A 15,852-nucleotide genomic window follows, 5' to 3' on the forward strand; every position below is an offset into this window, starting at 1 on the left:
GAGCATTTTACTCGGAATAGTTGATTTGTCTGTGCCCGCTTGGCAGCCGCACAACAACTGTATAGGCATACAGATAAAAGCCTGCGTAGAATTGCCCGATCAAAAATGGCTTTGAGAGCAACAGGGTGAAGTTACAACAGGGCTTTCTGCTGACCCGACACTGGCGTGATACGCCGGCCGGCACGCAGGTGGAGTTCTGGTTGGCCACCGACAACGGCCCGCGCCTGCTGCGCCTGCCACTGCAAACCTCGGTGGCCTTTATCCCCGCTGTGCAACGCGAACAGGCCGAAGCAGTGCTGAAAAACGAGCGCGGCGTTGAGTTGCGCCCGCTAAGCCTCAAGGACTTTCACCAGCGCCCGGTGCTCGGCCTGTATTGCCAACAGCACCGCACCTTGATGGACCTCGACAAACAACTGCGCCGCGCCGGTCTGGACGTGTACGAAGCCGATGTGCGACCGCCCGAGCGCTACCTGATGGAGCGTTTTATCACCGCTCCCGTGCAGTTCACCGGCACGCCCGATGCGACCAATCCAGCTCTGCTGCTGGAGACGCAGATCAAGCCCTGCGAGGGTTACCGCCCCACCCTCAAACTGGCCTCGCTGGATATCGAAACCAATGCCTTCGGCGAGCTGTACTCCATTGCCATTGAAGGCTGCGGCCAGCGCAACGTGTACATGCTCGGCCGTACGCCGGAGCAGCGGCTAGATGTGGATTTCCAGCTGCACTACTGCGCCAGCCGTGGCGAGCTGCTCGAATGCCTGAACCAATGGATGGCCGCACATGACCCGGACGCGATCATCGGCTGGAACCTAGTGCAGTTCGACTTGCGTGTGCTGCACGAACACGCGCGTAACCTGGCCATCCCCCTGCGCTTGGGCCGCGATGGCAGCGAGATGCAGTGGCGCGAGCATGGCAGCGGCAACGGTCACTTCTTTGCCGACGCCGCCGGTCGCTTGATCATCGACGGCATCGAGGCGCTGCGTTCGGCGACCTGGAGCTTTCCCTCGTTCAGCCTGGAAAACGTCGCGCAAAGCCTGCTCGGTGAGGGCAAGGATATTTCAACGCCCTACCAGCGCATGGACGAAATCGACCGCATGTTCCGCGAGGACAAACCCGCTCTGGCACGCTACAACCTGCGCGACTGCGAGCTGGTCACCCGCATCTTCGGCAAAACCGCGATCCTCGACTTCCTGCTGGAGCGCGCCACGGTCACCGGCCTGCCCGCCGACCGCAGCGGCGGCTCGGTGGCGGCCTTCGAACACCTGTATATGCCGCTGATGCACCGTCGCGGTTTTGTTGCGCCGAACCTCGGCGATAACCCGCCGCAAGCCAGCCCCGGCGGCTTTGTTATGGAGTCGCAGCCGGGGCTGTATGAGTCGGTGCTGGTGCTGGATTACAAGAGCCTGTACCCGTCGATTATCCGCAGCTTTCTGATCGACCCGGTGGGGCTGATCGAGGGCCTGCGCCAGCCGGATGACGCGCATTCGGTGCCGGGCTTTCGTGGTGCACGCTTCTCGCGCACGCAGCATTGCCTGCCGGCGATTGTCGAGCGCGTATGGCAGGGCCGTGAGGCGGCCAAACGCGAGCACAACGCGCCGTTGTCGCAGGCGCTGAAGATCATCATGAACGCCTTCTACGGCGTGCTCGGTTCCAGCGGTTGCCGCTTCTTCGACACGCGCCTGGCTTCCTCCATCACCCTGCGCGGCCACGAGATCATGGCCCGCACCCGCGCGCTGATAGAGGCCGAGGGCTATGCGGTGATCTACGGCGACACCGACTCCACCTTTGTCTGGCTCAAGCGCCCGCATGCTGAAGAGGACGCCGCACAGATCGGCCGTGCGCTGGTGGCCAAGGTGAATGCCTGGTGGCGCGATCACTTGCGTGATGAATACGGCCTGGAAAGCGCCTTGGAACTGCAGTTTGAAACCCATTACCGGCGCTTTCTGATGCCGACCATTCGCGGCACCGAGGAAGGCAGCAAGAAGCGCTACGCCGGGCTGATCACCCAGGCTGACGGTGGCCACAAGATGGTCTACAAAGGCCTGGAAACCGTGCGCAGCGACTGGTCGCCGCTGGCCCAGCAATTTCAACGCGAGCTGTACGAACGCATCTTTCTCGGCCAACCCTATCAGGACTATGTGCGTGACTACGTCGAGCGCACCCTGAACGGCGAGCTGGATGAACAACTGGTCTACCGCAAACGCCTGCGCCGCCTGCTCACCGATTACGAACGCAACGTACCGCCCCATGTGCGCGCCGCGCGCCTGGCCGACGAGTTCAACGCCGCCCACGGCCGCCCGCTGCAATACCAGCGCGGCGGCTGGATCAGCTACGTGATCACCACCGCCGGCCCGCAACCGCTGGAAGCACGCAACGCCGCCATCGACTACGACCACTACCTGACCCGCCAACTGCAACCGGTGGCCGACGCCATCCTGCCGTTTGTTGAAGATGATTTCGCCACGCTGATCGGTGGGCAGTTGGGGTTATTTTGAACGCTTTGTGGGAGGGGCTTTAGCCGCGACAGCTTTAGCGCCTGAGTCGCGGCTAAAGCCCCTCCCACATCAATCTCCAGCCTTGCGAACGCACCCTACGCCTCGCGCGCCAAGGCCATCGGTATGGCTTTGGGTTTACGGAATACCAGCACGTTACCCAGCATTACCAGCAGCAGGCCGAACAGCGCAGGCGCGGTCCACTGGTAGCCCTCGGCAAACACCGAGATATTCAGCGCCACCACCGGGAACAGCACGGTGCAGTAGGCCGCGCGCTCCGGACCCATGCGCCCGACCAGGGTCAGGTAGGCGGTAAAGCCAATCACCGAACCGGGAATCGCCAGGTACAGCAGGCTGCCGATGTAACGGCTGTTCCACTCAAAGCTAAACGGCGTACCGCTGACCAGGCAGATCGCCACCAGCATCAACGCGCCATACAACATGCCCCAGGCATTGGTGGTCAGCGGCTTGAGCCCGGCCTTCTGCTGCAGGCTGGAAAGCATATTACCGGCAGAGAAAAACAGCGTACCGAGCAACGCCAGGCCGATGCCGAGTAGGGTTTCATGGCTGGCCTCATGCCCGGCCAATTCCGGCCAAAACAATAACGCCAACCCGCCGAGGCCCAGCGCACCACCGGCCAGCACATTGGCAGCGATCTGCTGTTTAAAGAACAGCCGCGCGTTGATCGCATTCCACAGCGTGGCGGTGGAGAAAATCACCGCCACCAGGCCGCTGGGGATCCACTGGCTGGCGGTGTAGAAACACATAAAGTTCAGGCAGAACAGACACAGCCCCTGCACCAGGCAAATCAGTTGGCCGCGCTTATCGAGCTTCTGCAGACGACCGCTGAGCAGCAGGATGGCGAACAGCACCAGCGAGGCCAGGGCAAAGCGATAGGCGATGGACGCGGCAATCGCCACCTCACCCAGTTGCAGCTTGAGGGCGATCCAGGTGGTGCCCCAGATCAGCACGGTCAACAGATAGAGCGACAGATTCATCAACAGACTCCCTTTGAATGCTCAGGAGTCTGCGCCTGATCGACCCGGCTGTTCTTGCACAAACTTGCGCTTATTGTTGCCCTCATGAAGCCGCTATGCGACGTGGAAAATATCGATACTCATTGAGTGCTATGGCCGGGGTAGGTTGGCGTTGAGCGCAGCGAAGCCCAACAAAGATTGCCACGCGCCGTTGGGCTTCTGCGCTGCGCGCCTCAACCCAACCTACCGGTCGGCATCCCTAGGATGCCGAGGCAGCCCAATGGAAATCAACGCCGCCAGCAGGACAAACGCCGAAGAAATCCACAGGCAGGCCTCAAGGCCATAAGCCTGATAGACCCAGCCCGAGAGCAGCGTGCCGAGCAGCCGACCGGCGGCGTTGGACATGTAATAGAAGCCGACATCCAGCGACACGCCGTCGGCCTTGGCGTAGCTGACAATCAGGTAGCTGTGCAGCGAGGAGTTCACCGCAAACACGGCACCGAATACCAGCAACCCGCCGATCAGCACCCACTGCACAGGCCAAGCACTGCCCATGCCCAAGGCAATCAGTGCTGGCACACCGGCCAGCACGGCGGCCCAGGCAAACGCGGCGCGGCCATCCGGTAACTGGCCGCTGGCCTTGCTGGTAATGGATGGGGCAAACGCCTGCACCATGCCGTAGCCAATCACCCAGGTCGCCAGAAAGCCGCCGACCATCCAGAAATCCCAGCCCAAGACACTGGACAGGTACACCGGTAGCGCCACGACAAACCACACATCGCGCGCGCCGAACAGAAACAGCCGCGCCGCTGAAAGCAGGTTGATCGCCCGGCTCTTGGACAGCATGTCGCGGAACTTTGGTTTGGCCTTGGCCTTACCCAAGTCTTTTTTCAGCAGCACCACGCTGGCCAGCCAGATCAGCGCCAGCACAGCCGCCATGGCCAATACCGCGCCAGTGAAGCCGAGCAGCGCCAGCAACGCACCGCCCATAAAGAAGCCCACGCCCTTGAGCGCATTCTTCGAGCCGGTCAGGATCGCCACCCACTTGTACAGCGTGCCTTGCTGGCTATCCGGCACCAGCAACTTGATCGAGCTTTTCGCGCTCATCTTGTTCAGGTCTTTGGCGATACCGGACAGTGCCTGCGCGCCCATCACCCAGGGAATCGTCAGCCAGGCCGCGGGCACAGTGAGCATCAGCAACGCCGCCACCTGCAAACCCAGGCCGATATTCATGGTGCGATTAAGCCCCAGTCGCGCGCCCAGGTAGCCGCCGACCAGATTGGTGACCACGCCGAAAATCTCGTAGAACAAAAACAGCGCAGCAATCTGCAGCGGTGTGTAACCGAGGCTGTGAAAATGCAGCACCACCAACATGCGCAGGGCGCCGTCGGTGAGGGTAAAGGCCCAGTAGTTGCCGGTTACCAATAGGTATTGGCGCACGTCTGGGGCCAAGCGGGATAAGGCGTGCATAACGAATCCTATGTAGACCTTGGGAAGGACTGGGCGGCATTCCGTTTTAGCCGCGACAGCAGTTGAGGCAAGTCGCGGCTAAAGCCCCTCCCACAGATGCAGAGCGATTCTCAGCCGTAGGGTGGATGACGTCTTTTTCATCCACCATCACTGCCGGTGGATGGATAAAGCGCCATCCACCCTACGCGGTTTGGCGAGGCTCGCCCTACGGGTCAATCGGCGGCGCCGACCATTCGCGCCAACTCCACCGCGCGGTTGGCGTAGCCCCATTCGTTGTCGTACCAGGCGTAGAGCTTCACTTGAGTGCCGTTGACCACCATGGTTGACAGCGCATCGATAATCGACGAGCGCGGGTCGGTGCGGTAGTCGATGGACACCAGTGGCCGTTCCTCATAGCCGAGAATCCCAGCCAGCGGGCCAGCAGCGGCGGCCTTGAGCAGCGCGTTGACCTCCTCAACCGTGGTCGCGCGTTCCACTTCAAACACGCAGTCGGTCAGCGAAGCGTTGGCCAGCGGTACGCGCACGGCGTGGCCGTTCAGCTTGCCGCGCAGTTCGGGGAATATCTCGGCAATCGCCGTCGCCGAGCCGGTGCTGGTGGGGATCAAGCTCATACCCGAAGCCCGCGCACGGCGCAGGTCTTTGTGCGGTTGATCGAGGATGCTCTGGGTGTTGGTCAGGTCGTGGATGGTCGTGATCGAGCCATGGCGGATGCCAAGGTTTTCGTGGATCACCTTAACCACCGGGGCCAGGCAGTTGGTGGTGCAAGACGCCGCCGTAACGATGCGGTGCTGCGCTGGGTCGAACAGCTGCTGGTTGACGCCCATAACAATATTCAGCGCGCCCGGCTCTTTGACCGGCGCGCAGACCACCACGCGCTTGACGCCTTGATCCAGATAGCCTTGCAGCACGGCGACGGTTTTCATTTTGCCGCTGGCCTCGATCACCAGATCGCAGCCGCTCCAGTCGGTATCGTCGATGGTCTTGTTGGCCGTGACCTGAATGCGTTTGCCGTCGATCAGGATGCACTCGCCCTCGCTGCTCGCCTCGCTATTCCAGCGGCCATGCACCGAGTCAAAGTTGAGCAGATGGGCGTGAGTCGCGGCGTCACCGGCCGGGTCGTTGATCTGCACAAACTCGAACTCCGGCCAGCTCCATGCAGCGCGCAGCGCCAGGCGACCGATACGACCAAAACCGTTGATACCTACCTTGATAGCCATAAGTGAACTCCCTCTAGAAAGTGTCAGGCGCTACGCGGCGCAAACATAATGATGCCCATGCCCAACAGGGCTACCCCGGCTCCCAGCAAATCCCAATGGCTCGGGCGAATACCGTCCACCAGCCATAGCCAGACAATGGCGGTGGCCACATAAACCCCACCATAGGCGGCATACACCCGCCCGGCAGCGGTCGGGTGCAAGGTCAGCAGCCAGGCGAACAGCGCCAGGGCGGCGGCGGCCGGCACCAGCAGCCAGATGCTTTTGCCCTGCTTGAGCCACAGGTACGGCAGGTAGCAACCGATGATTTCGGCCAGGGCCGTGAGGGCAAACAGGCCCAGGGTGTTGAGCATGCTCACCTCAGTTGCCGTACTGGGCGATCCAGCCCGCATGGGCCGGATGCTTAATGGCTTTCGGCCGCAGCACCTGCACCAGGCTGATGGCCTCGCTGCGCTCAATACCCAGCTCGATCAGGATGCGCGCAGCAATCAGCCCGGTGCGTCCGGAGCCACCCTTGCAGTGGATGGCGATGGCCTTGTCGGCCGCCAGCAACTCAGCCATCTGCGCCATGGCCACCGGCCAGGCGGCGTCGAAATCCGCCTGCGGCACCTGCTCATCGGCCACCGGTAGATGCAACCAGAGCAAACCTTGCGCGGCGCAAAGCGCGGGCAACTCGCTGGCGCCGTTCTGCGCCAGCTCGGCGTAGGGCATCAGGGTCAGTACGGCATCGGCGCCAGCTTGTTTCAGGCTGCTCAAGGCGCTGTCGAGGCTGCTGTCCTTGGTGCCCGGGCACGGTGTGAAGATCAAACGGCCGGGGCGATTGGCAATGCTGAGAACATCAAAGGGATGGGACATACGGATTGATCCTGAGAATTAAATGGAAGCCTGATTGACCCGTTTGCTCAGCTGCTCAGCCGATTCCTTGCGCTCGGAATAACGGTCAACCAAATAGTCCGCCTGACCGCGCAGCAGCAGGGTGAACTTGACCAGTTCCTCCATCACGTCCACCACGCGGTCGTAATAAGCCGAGGGGTTCATCCGCCCGGCCTCATCAAATTCCAGAAAGGCCTTGGCCACCGACGACTGATTGGGGATGGTGAACATGCGCATCCAACGGCCCAGCACGCGCATCTGGTTCAGGGCATTGAACGATTGCGAGCCGCCGGATACCTGCATCAGCGCCAGGGTTTTGCCCTGGGTCGGACGCACCGCGCCCATGCTCAGGGGGATCCAGTCGATCTGCGATTTGAATACCCCGGTCATCGCGCCATGGCGTTCCGGCGAGCACCAGACCATGCCCTCGCTCCACAGCACCAAGTCGCGCAGCTCCTGCACTTTGGGGTGATCCTCAGGGGCGTCGTCCGGCAGCGGCAGGCCGCTGGGGTTGAAGATCCGCGTGTCGGCGCCGAACTGCTCAAGCAGGCGCGCGGCCTCCTCGGTCAACAGGCGGCTGTAGGAGCGCGCGCGGTTGGAGCCATACAGCAGCAGGATGCGCGGTTTATGAGTGACGGCGGGCTGCACCAGCTTGTCCGGGGTCGGAATGTCCAGCAGTTCGGGGTCAATATTCGGCAGTTCGGAGGTCATGGGCTTTCTCTGAAAAAGGCGGCTCAACCGCACAGGGCAGCGCGGTCCGGGCGGTCGCGCATGCTGTGCAGGCGCAGGCGGTCTTCGGCCAGTTGCGGATCATTTGCAGTGAGCACTTGCGCCAGGGTCTGCCGAACCCAGGCTGGCAGGTGCGGATGCAGGCGGTAGTACACCCATTGCCCGGCGCGGCGGTCCTGCAACAAGCCGCTGCTGCGCAGTTGCGCCAAGTGGCGGGAGATTTTCGGCTGGCTTTCCTGCAGGGCGGCGGTCAGCTCGCACACGCACAGCTCCCCCTCTTGCACGATGAGCTGGGTCATGCGCGCGCGGGTGTCGTCGGCCAGGCATTTGAACAGGGTGACCGGCGCCAACATCTGCACCGGCGCGCTGGCCTTGCTTTTGACCAACACGAACATCTTGATGCGCTCGTGGATCTGCTGCAGGCAGTGCGTATAGGCATCCTTCTGCGAGCTGCTGGCCGGGTCCTCAAAATCCCAGGCGATGTATTCACCGGCACCGGGCAAGGTGCTGCACTCAAAGGCGGACTTGTCGCAGAGGGTGATCACGTAGTCGAACTGCTGGCCGTCGAACTGCTCCAGTGCTTTGCTGTGCAGGCCGTCCGTGCTGACGCCCAACTGCTCCAGCGCCAAGCGCGCACGCGGGTCGACCGCACTGGGCTGGGTACCCGCACTGCACACCTCATAGCCTTCAGGGTCGGTATGACGCAACAGCGCCTCGGCCATTTGCGACCGGGCGGCGTTGGCCACGCAGAGGAACAACACGCGGGTTTTCAATGTCATCACAACAGCGCCTGCAAATTCGGTTTGGCGAATATATTTAAAACCATATATGTTGTAAACCGCATATCTTCACCACTCGGCACTCACCTCACGCGAGCAACCCAGGAGCGACAGCATGCCCCCGCAAGCCTCAGTGGATGTTCTGATTATCGGCGGCGGCCAGGCGGCGTTGGCCACTGCCTACTTTCTGCGGCGTACGCAACTGTCGTTTCTGCTGCTGGATGATCTGCCGCAACCCGGCGGCGCTTGGCAGCATGGCTGGGATTCGCTGCGGCTGTTCTCCCCCGCCACCTGGAGTTCGATTGCCGGCTGGCAGATGCCCAACCCTGAGCCCGGCTACCCACACCGCGATGCGGTGATCGACTACCTCGCGCAGTACGAAGCGCGCTATCAGTTGCCGATTGTGCGGTCGGTGCATGTCGATTCGGTGACCCACGACGGCGAACTGTTTGTGGTGCAGGCCGGTAGCCAGCAATGGCGTTGCCGCGCACTGGTCAGTGCCACCGGCACCTGGAGCAAGCCGTTTATCCCGACTTACCCCGGCAGCGCAGCCTTTGCTGGCCAGCAACTGCACTCGGCGCATTACCGCAACCCGCAGGCCTTTGCCGGCAAACGCGTGCTGGTGGTGGGCGGCGGCAACTCCGGCGCGCAGATTCTTGCTGAAGTATCGAAAGTCGCTGACACCTTATGGATCACTCCAGAGCCGCCGGCCTTTCTGCCTGATGAGGTCGATGGCCGGGTGCTGTTCGAACGCGCCACCGAACGCTGGAAGGCCCAGCAGGAAGGCCGCGTGATCGACCAACCGGTCGGTGGCTTGGGCGATATCGTCATGGTCGAGCCGGTGCGGGAAGCCCGCGAGCGTGGCGTACTGGTGGCCGAGCGACCGTTCCTGCGCTTCACCGCAGACGGCGTGGAATGGGTCGATGGCCGCCGTGAAGCAGTCGATGCAGTGATCTGGTGCACCGGCTTTCGCCCGGCGCTGGATCATCTGCAAGGCCTGGAGGTGTTGGAAGCCGATGGCAAGATCGCCGTCGATGGCACCCGCGCCAGCAAACAGCCCGACCTGTGGCTGGTCGGCTATGGCGAATGGACCGGCGCAGCCTCCGCCACCCTGATCGGTGTCACCCGCACGGCGCGCAGTACGGTCAATGAAATCGCAGAAGCCCTGCAGGGCGATACAGATCAATAGCAAACCCGCCGAGCGCCGCTAGACTCGCCGCTCAGCCGCAAGGAAAACACCATGCCCAGCCCATGTGATGTAGTCGGCAAGCAAGCCGCAGGTGCCCCTCTGGGGTTTTTCGAGCGTTACCTGACGCTATGGGTCTTTCTCTGCATCATCGGCGGCACGCTGCTCGGCCTGTTCGCGCCCGCAGCGGCGCAGGCGGTGGGCGCGCTGGAAGTCGCGCAGGTGAATCTACCGGTGGGCCTGCTGATCTGGGTGATGATCATCCCCATGCTGATGAAGATCGACTTCAGCGCCATTGCTGAGGTGTACCAGCAGCGCGCCGGCTTGGGCGTCACGCTCACCATCAACTGGTTGATCAAACCCTTCACCATGGCCTTTTTGGCCTGGTTGTTCCTGCGCCATGTGTTCGCAGACTGGCTGCCGGCCGAGCAGATCGACAGCTACGTGGCCGGGCTGATTCTGCTCGGCGCCGCGCCCTGCACCGCCATGGTCTTCGTGTGGAGCCACCTGTGTAAGGGCAACGCCAACTTCACCCTGACTCAGGTGGCGATCAACGACCTGGTGATGGTGTTCGCCTTCGCGCCAATCGTCGCCCTGCTGCTCGGCGTGTCGTCGATTCCGGTGCCGTGGGACACCTTGCTGCTGTCGGTGGTGATGTACATCGTCATCCCCCTGGCGATAGCCCAATTGATCCGCGCGCGCCTGCTGCGCCGGGGTGATGCCGCGTTACAAGCGGTGCTGGCGCGCATCGGCCCGTTCTCCATCCTCGCCCTGCTCGCCACGCTGGTTTTGCTGTTCTCTTTTCAAGGCCAAACCATCGTCGCGCAGCCACTGATCATCGCCCTGCTGGCGGTGCCGATTCTGCTGCAAACCCTGTTTATTGCCGCCTTGGGTTACTGGATGTGCCGCCAGCTCAAGGTGCGTCACGACATCGCCGGGCCGGCGGCCATGATCGGCGCGTCGAACTTTTTCGAACTGGCGGTGGCCGTGGCCATCGTGTTGTACGGCTTCAACTCCGGCGCGGCGCTGGCCACGGTGGTCGGCGTGCTGATCGAGGTGCCGGTGATGCTCTGGCTGGTGAGCATGATCAATAAAAGCAAGGGCTGGTATGAGCGCGCTCCGGCGCAAGGCTAAGGAAGCCCTATGGAACTGTTCACATGGCTCAATGACCAACTGCTGCGCATGGATTGGCTGGCCTGGCTGGTGCGCGTGCTGCTGGAGGACGCTTTGGGCCTGGACATGACCAGCCGCAGCGCGGCCAGCCTGCACTTTTTTATCTATGACGTGATCAAGATATTCATCCTGCTGGCGGTGCTGATCTTCAGTATTTCCTGGGTGCAGAGCTATTTTCCGCCTGAACGCACGCGGCGCATTCTCGGCGGCATGAGCGGTTTCAAGGCCAAACTCACCGGTGCGCTGCTGGGCACCATCACGCCGTTTTGCTCTTGCTCGTCGATCCCGCTGTTTATCGGCTTTACCAGCTCCGGCCTGCCGCTGGGGGTGACCTTCGCCTTTTTGATTTCCTCGCCATTGGTGGACCTGGCCTCGGTGATTCTGCTGGCGAGCATCTTCAATTGGTCGATTGCCATCGCCTATGTGCTGATCGGCCTGGTGTTGGCGGTGCTCGGCGGCACGCTGATCGGCCGGGCAAAAATGGAGCGCTATGTCGAAGCGTTTGTCATGCACAACCCGGTGCTCGACATCCCTCAAGCCGAACTCACGCGGCGTGATCGGGCGCAATTCGCCTGGGCCCAGGTCAGCGATATTTTCCGCCGGGTCTGGCTGTATGTGCTGATCGGCGTGGGCATTGGCGCGGCCATCCACAACTGGATTCCAGCCGACTGGATCGAAGCGTTGCTGGGGCAGGACAACTGGTGGTCGGTGCCATTGGCAACCCTGGTCGGCGTGCCGATGTATGCCGACATCTTTGGCACCTTGCCGATTGCCGAAGCACTGGTGGCCAAAGGCATCGGCCTGGGTACGGCGCTGGCCTTTATGATGGCCGTTACCGCGCTCTCGCTGCCGTCGTTAATCATGCTCAAAAAGGTGGTCAAGGCACCGCTGCTGGCTTTGTTCTTCGGCATTGTGACGGTTGGCATTGTGCTGATCGGCTATTTGTTTAACGCGTTTGCCTATCTGTTTATCTAACGAATGGAGCACAGCATGATCATCAAAATCCTCGGTTCCGGTTGCAAGAAGTGCATCACCCTGAGCGAAAACACCCAGGCGGCACTGGCCAATCTGGGGCGCGAGGCACAGGTCATCAAGGTCACCGATTTCGCCGAAATCGCCGCCCACGGTGTGATGTCGACCCCCGCCCTGGCGATCGACGACAAGGTAGTCTCGGTCGGCAAGGTGCTGACCGTCAGCGAAGTGGAAAAACTACTTAGCGCCTGAGCCGCTCTGCCCTTGCACAATCTTGCGCATTTTTTCGGCTAAGGGCTGGCAGCACACGCCGCACGGCGTAGCATCGCGGGTGGAGGATCTATGTCGCCACTCAAGCACCTACACGTATTTCAAAGCCTGCACAGCTCACCCAACGCGCGCCTGCAAAGCGGTGCCGAACTGGGCGATGGGCTGGCGGCGGCCGTGTGGAGCAACCACCATGATGCGCGCGACTACGCAGCGCCGAGCCATCACACGCTGTCCTGCTACTTGGCTGGCGGCACCGGCACCTTTCGCCGGGAAAACCCGCACCGCAAAGGCGCGCCGGACAAGCTGTGCATCCTGCCGGCCGGGCATCAGTCAGCGTGGGTGATTAACGGTGAAATCCAGCTGGCTCATTTGTATATCAGTCAGGAGCAATTCGCTCTGGCGGCCGTCCACCTGCTGGATCGCGAACCGCGGGAACTGGAGTTGCGCGAAGGCACCTTTGTCGACGATGCGCAGCAAGCGCAGCGCTTTCGTCAGCTGAGCCAACTGGATTGGCAGGAGCCCGCCGAACGCGTGTTCAGCAGCAGCCTGGCTCACGACCTGATCAGCCACGCGCTGCTATCGCAGGTCGGTCGCCGCGAGGGCCTGCGCCTCAACGGCGGCCTCGCGCCCAACAGGCGTCAGCAGCTACGTGACTTTATTCAGGCCAACTTGGCGCAGCCGCTCACACTGGGGCAATTGGCCGGGCAATGCGCACTCTCCGAGTATCACTTTGCGCGCATGTTCCAGCTCAGCTTTGGCCTACCGCCGCACCGTTATGTGTTGGCACAGCGCCTGCGTCACGCCCAGCACCTGCTGCGCCACAGCACGCTGGCCCTGAGCGAAATAGCCCTAAGCTGCGGCTTTGCCAGCGCCAGCCACTTCAGCAATCGCTTTCGCCAAGCCTTCGGTGGCACGCCTGGGCACTACCGCGCCAGCGTGCAGCGCCGCTAAAGGCGCGCGGGCAACGACAGACAACGCCCTGCTAATCCATCTCCGGCTGTGCAAGAATCACCGGCTGCCTTTGAGAAAGCCGCCCATGTCACTGCATCGTTGCCCACACCGCAGGTGCCATTAATGGCCCTGGATATCCACCGTCTGCGCCTGGAAGACTGGCGCGCGGAATTTGGCGTGGGCGATTTGCAGCGCGGCCAAAGCTATGCCCAGCAAGGCCGCAGCCGTTTGCTAAGCCTCAAAGACAACACCCTGCTGGCCAGTTGCCGGGGCTCCGGCAGCCAAACCTATCAGCAGCGCATCACCTTGCACCCCTATGGCCAAGGCTGGGGCGTGACCGGCAACTGCAGTTGCCCGGTGGGTTTTAACTGTAAGCACGTCGCCAGCGCCCTGCTCACCCTGCAAACCCAGCAGGAGCAAGGTGTTGACCTCTCGCCGCTGATCGTCAGCAGCCCACAGGTGCGCGAAGAGCGCCTGGACAGCCTGCCACCCAGCCCGGTGCTCAGTCTTGGCAGCCTGGTGCGCGTGCATTTCGATGCGCGTAAAGGCCGTATGCACGAGCAAACCCAGCACCGCGCCGCCCTGGCCTTCGATTACCAAGGCCACCTGGCGATGGGCAAGCAGGGTAAAGACCTGCTGATCAAGCAAAGCCCTGCCCTCACCCTGCGCATCGTGCGCAACCCGACTGACGAACAGCAGCTGCGCAAACGCCTGGAGAAAACCGGCCTGCAAGTGGCCCTGCGCCAGAGCGAAGCACTACCGGAAAGCGCCGGGGAAGCCTACGAGTATCCCAACGAAGCGGCCTGGCTGGAGTTTGTCCGCGAGCACGTGCCACAGCTGCGCGAAGAAGGCTGGCAGATTCGTATGCAGCCGGATTTTCAGTTCAACCTGGCCACCATCGATGACTGGTACGCCGAAGTCGAAGAAGACCCGGAACAAAACTGGTTTGATCTAGAACTGGGCATTGAGGTCGAAGGTCAGCGCATCAGCCTGTTGCCGATTTTGCTGCAGGCCATCCGCCAAAAGCCCTGGCTGCTCAACGGCGAAGCCGTGAACAAGCGTGATGACGACGAGGTGGTGCTGGTCAGCCTGCCGCACAACCACAAACGCGCCGCCCTGCCGCTGGCGCGACTCAAACCGTTGCTGGCGACCCTGGGCGAACTGTTTGTGCGCGACCCGAGCGACAGCAGCCCGCGCCTGCGCTTGTCACGCCTGGATGCGGCGCACCTCAATCACCTGCAACAAGGCCCGGCACTCAATTGGCAGGGCGGCAGCCAGTTACGCGAATTTGCCCAGCGCCTGCAACAACTGGACAACACGCCCCTGCAAGCCCCTGAAGGTTTGCAGGCCGAGCTGCGCGCCTATCAACTGCAAGGGCTGGCCTGGATGCAGGGGCTGGCCGAGCTGAACATTGGCGGCTTGCTGGCGGATGACATGGGTTTGGGTAAAACCCTGCAAACGCTCGGGCATATCCTTTGCGAGTACAACGCCGGACGTTTGCAGCAGCCGGCGCTGATCGTCATGCCCACCAGCCTGATCCCCAACTGGCAGGATGAAGCCGCGCGCTTCACCCCGCAGCTCAAAGTGCTGGCCTTGCATGGGCCGAAACGCCGCGCACTGTTCAAGCAGATCGACGAGCACCAGATCATCCTCACCACCTACGCCCTGCTGCCGCGCGATCTCAAAGCGTTAAGTGCCTATCACTATCGCCTGCTGATCCTCGACGAAGCACAAAACATCAAAAACCCGCGTAGCAAGGCCGCCATCGCCGCTGGGCAACTGCAGGCCGGACAACGCCTGTGCCTAACCGGCACGCCGCTGGAAAACCACCTGGGCGAGTTGTGGTCGCTGTTCAACTTCCTCATGCCCGGCTGGCTGGGCGACAGCAAAAGCTTTACCCGCGACTACCGCACGCCGATTGAAAAGAACGCCAACGAACAGCGCCTGGCGCACCTCAACGGGCGCATCAAACCCTTCGTGTTGCGCCGCACCAAAGAGCAAGTGGCCAGCGAACTGCCGCCCAAAACCGAAATCACCCATTGGGTCGAACTCAGCCCAGCGCAGCGCGACCGCTACGAAACCCTACGCCTGGCCATGGACCAGAAGGTACGTGCGGAAATTGCCCGCCAAGGCCTGGCACGCAGCCAGATTGTGATTCTTGAAGCGCTGCTGCGCCTGCGTCAGGCCTGCTGCGACCTGCGCCTGCTCGGCGATGAAAGCGACAGTCAGCTGACCAGCGCGGATTCCGGCAAGCTCAGCGGCCTGTTGGAGATGCTCGAAGAGTTGTTTGCTGAAGGGCGACGCGTGCTGCTGTTCTCGCAGTTCACCTCAATGCTGGCGCTGATTGAAACCGAATTGAAGGCGCGCAACATTCCCTACGCCAAGCTCACCGGCAGCACCCAGGATCGACGCACCCCGGTGCAGCAGTTCCAGGCCGGAACGCTGCCGATCTTCCTGATCAGCCTCAAGGCGGGTGGCTCAGGCCTGAACCTAACCGCCGCCGATACGGTGATTCACTTCGACCCCTGGTGGAACCCGGCCGCCGAAGCTCAGGCCAGCGACCGAGCCTACCGCATTGGTCAGGACAAGCCGGTGTTCGTCTACAAACTGATCGCCCGTGGCAGCGTCGAGGAGAAAATCCAGCACCTGCAGCAGGCCAAGGCCAACCTGGCGCGCGGCGTGCTGCAAGGCGGCAGCCAAAGCCAGTTGCAACTTGGCGAAGACGATCTGCAGGCGCTGTTTGCGCCGTTAAGCGACTGACCTGGC

Annotated in this window: 14 protein-coding genes; 7 read left to right on the top strand and 7 right to left on the bottom strand. The window is 62.1% G+C overall.

All coding sequences use genetic code 11. From position 1 onward, the window contains the following. The first annotated feature begins 125 nt into the window (after window positions 1–125). A complete protein-coding gene (locus AC0J6G_RS12430; RefSeq protein WP_475248140.1) occupies window positions 126–2,495 on the top strand; it encodes a DNA polymerase II in 2,370 nt (789 codons plus the stop codon). Between the two features lie 95 nt (window positions 2,496–2,590). Here AC0J6G_RS12430 and AC0J6G_RS12435 read toward each other — a convergent pair whose 3' ends face one another. From AC0J6G_RS12435 to AC0J6G_RS12465, 7 genes are all read right to left on the bottom strand, one after another. Beyond that, the gene (locus AC0J6G_RS12435; protein WP_475248142.1) at window positions 2,591–3,490 is read right to left on the bottom strand and encodes a DMT family transporter; all 900 of its coding nucleotides are present in this window, start codon (window positions 3,488–3,490) and stop codon (window positions 2,591–2,593) included. A 222-nt stretch (window positions 3,491–3,712) separates the two neighbouring features. Further along, window positions 3,713–4,939 (bottom strand): organoarsenical effux MFS transporter ArsJ, encoded by a 1,227-nt coding sequence (gene arsJ, locus AC0J6G_RS12440; protein ID WP_475248144.1) that lies wholly within the window; start codon window positions 4,937–4,939, stop codon window positions 3,713–3,715. A 212-nt stretch (window positions 4,940–5,151) separates the two neighbouring features. After that, window positions 5,152–6,156: an ArsJ-associated glyceraldehyde-3-phosphate dehydrogenase gene (locus tag AC0J6G_RS12445; protein WP_475248146.1), complete on the bottom strand. Its 1,005-nt coding sequence runs from the start codon at window positions 6,154–6,156 to the stop codon at window positions 5,152–5,154. 23 nt (window positions 6,157–6,179) lie between these two features. Then, window positions 6,180–6,506, bottom strand: coding sequence for a YnfA family protein (locus tag AC0J6G_RS12450; RefSeq protein WP_475248148.1), 327 nt, complete (start codon window positions 6,504–6,506; stop codon window positions 6,180–6,182). 7 nt (window positions 6,507–6,513) lie between these two features. Beyond that, window positions 6,514–7,008 carry a phosphatase domain-containing putative toxin gene (locus AC0J6G_RS12455; RefSeq protein WP_475248150.1) on the bottom strand — a complete coding sequence of 165 codons (495 nt, stop codon included), beginning with the start codon at window positions 7,006–7,008 and terminating at the stop codon, window positions 6,514–6,516. 18 nt (window positions 7,009–7,026) lie between these two features. Beyond that, window positions 7,027–7,737 carry an arsenical resistance protein ArsH gene (gene arsH / locus AC0J6G_RS12460; RefSeq protein ID WP_475248152.1) on the bottom strand — a complete coding sequence of 237 codons (711 nt, stop codon included), beginning with the start codon at window positions 7,735–7,737 and terminating at the stop codon, window positions 7,027–7,029. Between the two features lie 23 nt (window positions 7,738–7,760). After that, the gene (locus tag AC0J6G_RS12465; protein WP_475248154.1) at window positions 7,761–8,534 is read right to left on the bottom strand and encodes a metalloregulator ArsR/SmtB family transcription factor; all 774 of its coding nucleotides are present in this window, start codon (window positions 8,532–8,534) and stop codon (window positions 7,761–7,763) included. A 115-nt stretch (window positions 8,535–8,649) separates the two neighbouring features. Between AC0J6G_RS12465 and AC0J6G_RS12470 the strand changes: the two genes are divergently transcribed. From AC0J6G_RS12470 to AC0J6G_RS12495, 6 genes are all read left to right on the top strand, one after another. After that, window positions 8,650–9,723: an ArsO family NAD(P)H-dependent flavin-containing monooxygenase gene (locus AC0J6G_RS12470; RefSeq protein WP_475248156.1), complete on the top strand. Its 1,074-nt coding sequence runs from the start codon at window positions 8,650–8,652 to the stop codon at window positions 9,721–9,723. A gap of 51 nt (window positions 9,724–9,774) precedes the next feature. Then, window positions 9,775–10,854 (top strand): ACR3 family arsenite efflux transporter, encoded by a 1,080-nt coding sequence (arsB, locus tag AC0J6G_RS12475; RefSeq protein ID WP_475248158.1) that lies wholly within the window; start codon window positions 9,775–9,777, stop codon window positions 10,852–10,854. Between the two features lie 9 nt (window positions 10,855–10,863). After that, window positions 10,864–11,868: a permease gene (locus AC0J6G_RS12480; RefSeq protein ID WP_475248159.1), complete on the top strand. Its 1,005-nt coding sequence runs from the start codon at window positions 10,864–10,866 to the stop codon at window positions 11,866–11,868. Window positions 11,869–11,883: 15 nt separating this feature from the next. After that, window positions 11,884–12,117 (top strand): thioredoxin family protein, encoded by a 234-nt coding sequence (locus AC0J6G_RS12485; RefSeq protein WP_475248161.1) that lies wholly within the window; start codon window positions 11,884–11,886, stop codon window positions 12,115–12,117. Between the two features lie 90 nt (window positions 12,118–12,207). Further along, window positions 12,208–13,086 carry a helix-turn-helix domain-containing protein gene (locus AC0J6G_RS12490; RefSeq protein WP_475248163.1) on the top strand — a complete coding sequence of 293 codons (879 nt, stop codon included), beginning with the start codon at window positions 12,208–12,210 and terminating at the stop codon, window positions 13,084–13,086. Between the two features lie 123 nt (window positions 13,087–13,209). Next, window positions 13,210–15,846, top strand: a complete 2,637-nt coding sequence (locus AC0J6G_RS12495; RefSeq protein ID WP_475248165.1) for a DEAD/DEAH box helicase — start codon at window positions 13,210–13,212, stop codon at window positions 15,844–15,846. The last annotated feature ends 6 nt before the right edge of the window (window positions 15,847–15,852 follow it).

It is taken from the genome of Pseudomonas sp. TS_SC_3 (assembly GCF_056156225.1).

What these genes read in the sequence shown, in the direction of transcription:
- AC0J6G_RS12480 (WP_475248159.1), top strand. Translation starts at nt 10,864, where the DNA reads ATGGAACTGTTCACATGGCTCAATGACCAACTGCTGCGCATGGATTGG.
- arsH (WP_475248152.1), bottom strand. Translation starts at nt 7,737, where the DNA reads ATGACCTCCGAACTGCCGAATATTGACCCCGAACTGCTGGACATTCCG.
- AC0J6G_RS12455 (WP_475248150.1), bottom strand. Translation starts at nt 7,008, where the DNA reads ATGTCCCATCCCTTTGATGTTCTCAGCATTGCCAATCGCCCCGGCCGT.
- AC0J6G_RS12465 (WP_475248154.1), bottom strand. Translation starts at nt 8,534, where the DNA reads ATGACATTGAAAACCCGCGTGTTGTTCCTCTGCGTGGCCAACGCCGCC.
- AC0J6G_RS12445 (WP_475248146.1), bottom strand. Translation starts at nt 6,156, where the DNA reads ATGGCTATCAAGGTAGGTATCAACGGTTTTGGTCGTATCGGTCGCCTG.
- AC0J6G_RS12435 (WP_475248142.1), bottom strand. Translation starts at nt 3,490, where the DNA reads ATGAATCTGTCGCTCTATCTGTTGACCGTGCTGATCTGGGGCACCACC.
- AC0J6G_RS12450 (WP_475248148.1), bottom strand. Translation starts at nt 6,506, where the DNA reads ATGCTCAACACCCTGGGCCTGTTTGCCCTCACGGCCCTGGCCGAAATC.
- arsB (WP_475248158.1), top strand. Translation starts at nt 9,775, where the DNA reads ATGCCCAGCCCATGTGATGTAGTCGGCAAGCAAGCCGCAGGTGCCCCT.
- AC0J6G_RS12485 (WP_475248161.1), top strand. Translation starts at nt 11,884, where the DNA reads ATGATCATCAAAATCCTCGGTTCCGGTTGCAAGAAGTGCATCACCCTG.
- arsJ (WP_475248144.1), bottom strand. Translation starts at nt 4,939, where the DNA reads ATGCACGCCTTATCCCGCTTGGCCCCAGACGTGCGCCAATACCTATTG.
- AC0J6G_RS12495 (WP_475248165.1), top strand. Translation starts at nt 13,210, where the DNA reads ATGGCCCTGGATATCCACCGTCTGCGCCTGGAAGACTGGCGCGCGGAA.
- AC0J6G_RS12490 (WP_475248163.1), top strand. Translation starts at nt 12,208, where the DNA reads ATGTCGCCACTCAAGCACCTACACGTATTTCAAAGCCTGCACAGCTCA.
- AC0J6G_RS12470 (WP_475248156.1), top strand. Translation starts at nt 8,650, where the DNA reads ATGCCCCCGCAAGCCTCAGTGGATGTTCTGATTATCGGCGGCGGCCAG.